Here is a 6,198-nt window from a genome sequence, read left to right as displayed (position 1 = left end):
CTTCATAGCGGCAGGCGGCTTTTTTTATTTTAATTCACGAGGAGAGGTGGAATTTGTATGCGGGTTCATCCGTCACAATTAACGTCAGGATGTATCATCACAAAAGATGTGATGGGGCGTACCAATCGTCCGATCGTACCTAAGAATACAGTCGTTCATCCTATACATATCAGTGTTTTAAGAGATTTTTCAATTCAGTCTGTCGAAGTTGCCACGAAATTAAACGATGGTCAGCCTTTTATACCAAATCATCAGATGGAGGACGAAGAAGCATCCGCAACTACGAATGATACTCCACAAGAACTTACCCCATTCTCTTTTCAAGAACAGTACCTGGAAGCTGTACAATCGTATAAAAGATGGTTTGCCAACTGGAAAGCCGGATCTCCTGTTGATATTCAAGCCGTTCGCCGAGTCATGGTTCCCCTTTTGGAAAAGGCAGTGGAAGTAAAAAAAGACGTGTTTCTACTGCATCACTACTCTTCCAGTGAAGACTACCTCTATCACCACAGTGTAACCATGGGAATGATGTCCGGTTATTTGGCTCATCAGATGGGATCGAATTATGGAGAGTGGATTCAAGTCGGTTTAGCCGGAGTATTAAGTGATTGCGGCATGTCACAGGTCGATGAGAAAATTCTTCACAAAGAAGGTCCTTTAAGTGAAGAGGAGTATAATCAGGTGAAGAAGCATCCCACTTACTCCTATCGGTTAGTCGAAAAAATCCCATCGCTTAGTTCTGGTGCTAAGCTAGCGGTTCTCCAGCATCATGAGAGACTGAATGGCAGCGGCTATCCGCTTGGACTTCGCCAAGAAAAACTCCATCCATTCAGTCAGTTGATTGCAGTGAGTGATATGTACCACGCAATGACTTCGGAACGCTTATATCGTAAAAAACAAGCACCTTTAAAAGTACTGGAAGAAATTTTGCAGGAACAGTTTGGGCGTTATGATCATAAAGTCATTCAAGCCCTGGTGAAAGAAATGATCCATTTCTCAACAGGATCAAAGGTGCGCTTGTCGAATAATAAAACAGCTGAGGTCTTGTTTGTGGATCACACACACCCGACTAGACCAATGATTCGATTGGATGATAATAGTGAGATTTATCAATTGAAAGAGCATCTCCACTTACACATTGAAGAAGTTATTGATTAAAGACGAGCAGTTTGCTTACATGGAAGCAAACTGCTCTTTTAACCATTCAGAGATGAGAAGAGGGATCTGCTCCGAGGCAGCTTTCAGAAAGTGGACGATAAAAACATAATCTTCCCGGTCTCTCATTTGCTGCATCTCCCCCCACCATTCCCCTTCATAACGTACGAGCATACTTAGGTTATATAAAACAGCAAAATAAGTTAGAATAGGCGGCCATGCTTCCGCATTTTCTCTTGCTGCAACAGGCTTGAATTGATAGATCGAAGCCATCGGTTCTAACGGATATAGAAGCTCGTCCATTGATATTTTTTCTTTGCCAGAGGTAAAACCAAACAAATGATGGGCGGCATAAGGGAAGAGTCCATGAGGTTGAATGCGTACATCATCCTCTAAAAAACGATAATGCTGCTTTTTTCGTTTTCTCGTCGATAATCCATGAGCCAAAACTTTTGCAGTGGCAGGGTAACCCGGGTCGACGGTCAGAAGCAGGCTTTTTAAATAATGATTCAATCCATAGTAGTAGAGAAGCGGCTGTACACTGAGCGGCGTGTGTTCAGCTGTTGTCCAGTAATCGTTTCCCATATTCAATCCATACATAAATCGTTCCGCATTGTGGTAAGCATGGTGATCAGCTCTTGGATGTTGGATCTTTTCGTAACAAGCAGACAGGAAAGGCCTTGTATGGGCAGTAACCTGTAAGTATGTAAGGATGGTGTCAGCATTTTTCAAAAGCTTTCTCTCCTTTCCATTTTCTTAAATTAGGAAATGCTTGCGCTTTCAATCGAAACAGTGAATTTATACCAATTTTTTTAAGGTTGAAAAAGCACTATCATTGTCGTATTGTAAATAACAATAAGTAATTGTGTTACGTATTTCCCACTTATTTTACCCACCTTTACCCAAACTATTTGATGAAAAAGGAGAGATCAAGCATGCGTGAGGATAAGTTTACAAAAGAAGGATTAACATTTGATGATGTCCTTTTATTGCCGGCCAAATCGGATGTATTGCCTCGGGACGTGTCTTTAGCAACAGAACTAAGCCCGACCTTGAAATTGAATATGCCTATCATCAGTGCAGGTATGGATACTGTGACAGAGGCGAGCATGGCGATCGGGATGGCCCGTCAAGGAGGCCTTGGCGTCATCCACAAGAATATGTCAATTGAGGAACAAGCCGAGCACGTCGATCGTGTCAAACGCTCTGAAAGTGGAGTCATTACAAATCCATTCTTCTTAACACCAGAACATCAGGTCTTCGATGCAGAACACCTGATGGGTAAATTCCGTATCTCTGGGGTCCCAATTGTAAACAACGTAGATGAGCAGAAGCTCGTCGGAATTATTACAAACCGCGACCTTCGCTTTATTGAAGATTATTCGATCCTGATCAGCGACGTTATGACGAGTGAAGATCTTGTAACAGCACCAGTGGGTACGACATTGGATGAAGCTGAGAAAATTTTGCAAAAATACAAGATCGAGAAGCTTCCAATGGTGGATGAACAGGGAATCTTGAAAGGGCTCATCACCATCAAGGATATTGAAAAAGTAATCGAGTTCCCGCACTCAGCTAAAGACGAGCAAGGACGCTTGCTATGTGCAGCAGCTGTTGGAGTGACTGCGGATGCGATGACGCGTATTGATAAGCTTGTCGATGCAGGGGTGGATGCTCTTGTTGTCGATACTGCTCACGGCCATTCTCAAGGTGTCATTGACCAGGTGAAACGAATCCGTGCAAAACACCCGGAAATCAACATCATCGCGGGAAATGTAGCGACAGCAGATGCGACTCGCGAACTGATTGAAGCGGGTACGGATGTTGTAAAAGTCGGAATCGGACCTGGATCTATCTGCACCACTCGTGTTGTTGCAGGAGTGGGAGTTCCTCAAATTACTGCGGTTTACGATTGTGCAAGAGAAGCGGAAAAGTATAACAAACCAGTCATTGCCGATGGTGGAATTAAATATTCTGGAGACATTGTGAAAGCTCTTGCAGCCGGTGGACATGCCGTTATGCTCGGAAGTCTTCTTGCCGGGGTCAGTGAGAGTCCTGGAGAAACGGAAATCTTCCAGGGACGCCGATTCAAAGTTTATCGTGGAATGGGATCCGTCAGTGCTATGGAATCTGGCTCGAAAGATCGTTACTTCCAAAGCGAACAAGAATCTAAAAAGCTTGTTCCGGAAGGTATTGAAGGACGCATGCCGTATAAAGGGCCACTCGCAGACAGCATTCACCAGCTGCTTGGGGGCTTACGTTCAGGTATGGGGTACTGCGGCACTCCGACGATCGAAGCACTTAGAAAAGATTCGAAGTTCACAAGGATTACCGGAGCAGGTTTGCGTGAAAGTCACCCACATGACGTTCAGATTACAAAAGAATCACCAAACTACTCCGTTTGACCTGGTAAATAGTTGCTAGACAGGGACTTTTCCCTGTCTATTTTTTTGTTTAGGCATGTGATAAAATAACAAAGATGCATATTTTAAGGGTGGAGGTCGAGAGAATTTGATACAAAGATTCAAAGCATCACTGGCCATTACGTTGGCATTTATTATGACAATGACCGGAGTTTTTGCTTATCCTAAGGATACATATGCGGCAACGGTTGACTTAGAGGCGAAGTCAGCTATTTTAGTCGACGCTGAGACAGGAAAGGTTTTGTATGAGAAAGAGGCAGATTTAACCTTACCTCCAGCAAGTATGACGAAAATGATGACAGAGTACTTAGTACTTGAAGCGATAGATGAAGGGTCAATCAGCTGGGACACGACAACTCAGATTGACTCGTATGCTTTTGGAATATCTGAAAATCCTGAGTTTTCAGGTGTAGGTTTGAAGATGGATAAAGATTATACGGTACGAGAACTTTATACAGCGATGGCTGTAAATTCCGATAATGCAACAACCATCACCCTTGCAGAACTGATCGCAGGTTCTGAAGGTGAATTTATTAAAATGATGAATGAAAAAGCGAAGGAAATGGGATTGCCGGATTATGAATTCGTCAATGCAACAGGGCTTAACAATTCTCACTTAGGGGATAACTATCCTGAAGGTACAGAGCCTGATGCAACGAACATGCTGTCTGCAAGATCCGCTGCCCTGCTTGGGTATCATTTGATTAACGATTACCCTGAAGCCTTGGAATTCTCCAGCAAACCAACGGCAGAATTTGATGGACAAACCATTACAAACTGGAACTGGATGATTCCTAATATGCCAGGCTACCTTTCACAATTCGGCTACGAAGGCGTCGATGGGTTGAAAACCGGATACACGGAGCTTGCCGGAAATACCTTTACAGGAACAGCTAAACGGGACGGACAGCGTTTTATTGCTGTGGTTATGAAGGCAGACTCCAGAGAATCTCGTTTTCGTCAAACGGCAAAACTTTTTGACTACGGATTCCAGCACTTCGAGAGGAAAAAACTTTTTGAAGCTGGTTATCAGCTTGAAGATCAATCCAAACTTGAAGTAGCAAAAGGAAAAGAAGATACAGTAGAAGTTGAAACGAAAGAAGCTCTTCAAACTCTTGTGAAAAACGGAGAAGAGGAGCAATACTCGATCAAATATAATATTTCCAAGGATCAGATGAATGAAGGCGGAAAGATTGAAGCCCCTGTAGAAAAAGGGCAGAAAATCGGTACAGCTGAACTGGTCTATAACGGGGAAGAGACCTATGGAAATATCCTTCCGGGTAAAGACTCTTTAACTGTTGATTTAGTAACCACTTCCGCCGTTGAAAAGTCTAATTGGTTCATGCTCATGATCGGTGGCATCGGTGACTTTTTCAGTGATGTATTTTCAGGTGCTGTCGATATGGTGAAAGGCTGGTTCTAATTATAATAGCCAATATAAATAGTAGGATTTGAGTCTATATTGCGTTACAATAGAGGATAAGAATCTATGATTCACGATCATTCAATGAAAGATCGATATAGCCGAAATAGGGAGGAATGTATCATGTCACAAACAGGTACGGATCGCGTAAAACGTGGAATGGCCGAAATGCAAAAAGGTGGCGTCATCATGGACGTCGTAAATGCCGAGCAAGCTAAAATCGCTGAAGAAGCAGGCGCAGTAGCCGTAATGGCTCTAGAACGCGTTCCAGCGGATATTCGTGCAGCTGGCGGTGTCGCTCGTATGGCTGACCCGACCATTGTCGAAGAAGTTATGAATGCTGTTTCAATTCCAGTCATGGCTAAAGCACGTATCGGGCATATCACAGAAGCTCGTATACTTGAAGCTATGGGCGTTGATTATATCGACGAAAGTGAAGTGCTCACACCTGCGGATGAGATTTACCATATTAAAAAGGATGACTACACAGTACCATTCGTATGTGGTTGCCGTGACCTTGGCGAAGCGACACGTCGTATTCGTGAAGGAGCATCCATGCTTCGTACCAAAGGTGAACCTGGAACAGGGAACATCGTTGAAGCCGTAAGCCATATGCGTAAAGTCCAATCCCAAATCCGTCATCTTCGTGGTCTTTCTGAAGATGAGGTTATGGTATATGCAAAAGAAAACGGCGCTCCATTTGATCTTTTGATGGAAATTCGTGAAGAAGGACGTCTTCCAGTTGTAAACTTTGCAGCAGGCGGGATTGCAACACCAGCTGATGCGTCTCTAATGATGCAGCTTGGTGCAGACGGGGTATTTGTCGGTTCTGGAATCTTCAAGTCCAACAACCCTGAAAAATTTGCTCGTGCGATTGTAGAAGCAACAACTCATTATGACGATTACAAGCTGATTGGCGAACTTTCTAAAGGTCTTGGTACGGCAATGAAAGGTATGGAAATGTCCACCCTCACTGCAGACCAACGCATGCAGGATAGAAGTCAATAAGCTTTAAGTGTGGAGGCGACTGTTTAGCGACGTACGGACTGGACTTCTAGGATGTGAAGAACCGTTGGGAGGCCCGAAAAGCATAAGACAATCGGTTGCAGTGAAGTGTCTTCTTCACGGAAGCGATTGACTTATGTCTCGAGGGGCTACGGTTCGGAACTCAACTGAGCTGGAGGAGATAAAGGAAAC

Annotated in this window: 5 protein-coding genes; 4 read left to right on the top strand and 1 reads right to left on the bottom strand. The window is 43.8% G+C overall.

Annotation, left to right across the window (positions count from 1 at the left end):
• Positions 1-57: 57 nt before the first annotated feature.
• Positions 58-1,158 (top strand): HD-GYP domain-containing protein, encoded by a 1,101-nt coding sequence (locus LD39_RS00620; RefSeq protein WP_035541729.1) that lies wholly within the window; start codon positions 58-60, stop codon positions 1,156-1,158.
• Between the two features lie 15 nt (positions 1,159-1,173).
• Here the strand turns inward: LD39_RS00620 and LD39_RS00615 are convergent, their stop codons facing one another.
• Positions 1,174-1,887, bottom strand: coding sequence for a YaaC family protein (locus tag LD39_RS00615; RefSeq protein ID WP_035541728.1), 714 nt, complete (start codon positions 1,885-1,887; stop codon positions 1,174-1,176).
• Positions 1,888-2,090: 203 nt separating this feature from the next.
• Between LD39_RS00615 and guaB the strand changes: the two genes are divergently transcribed.
• The 3 genes from guaB to pdxS all read left to right on the top strand — a co-directional run bounded on the left by guaB (position 2,091) and on the right by pdxS (position 6,009).
• Entirely contained in the window at positions 2,091-3,560 is a 1,470-nt protein-coding gene (gene guaB / locus LD39_RS00610; RefSeq protein ID WP_035541726.1) for an IMP dehydrogenase, read from the top strand.
• 106 nt (positions 3,561-3,666) lie between these two features.
• Positions 3,667-5,001, top strand: coding sequence for a serine hydrolase (locus LD39_RS00605; protein ID WP_035541724.1), 1,335 nt, complete (start codon positions 3,667-3,669; stop codon positions 4,999-5,001).
• 123 nt (positions 5,002-5,124) lie between these two features.
• Complete coding sequence (pdxS, locus tag LD39_RS00600; protein ID WP_035541722.1) at positions 5,125-6,009, top strand: pyridoxal 5'-phosphate synthase lyase subunit PdxS; 885 nt, start codon at positions 5,125-5,127, stop codon at positions 6,007-6,009.
• Positions 6,010-6,198: the final 189 nt, after the last annotated feature.

It is taken from the genome of Halobacillus sp. BBL2006 (genome assembly GCF_000786645.1).
GTDB lineage: Bacteria > Bacillota > Bacilli > Bacillales > Halobacillaceae > Halobacillus.
Note: the sequence above shows the minus strand (reverse complement) of the source record. Positions and strands in the feature narration are given on the sequence as shown.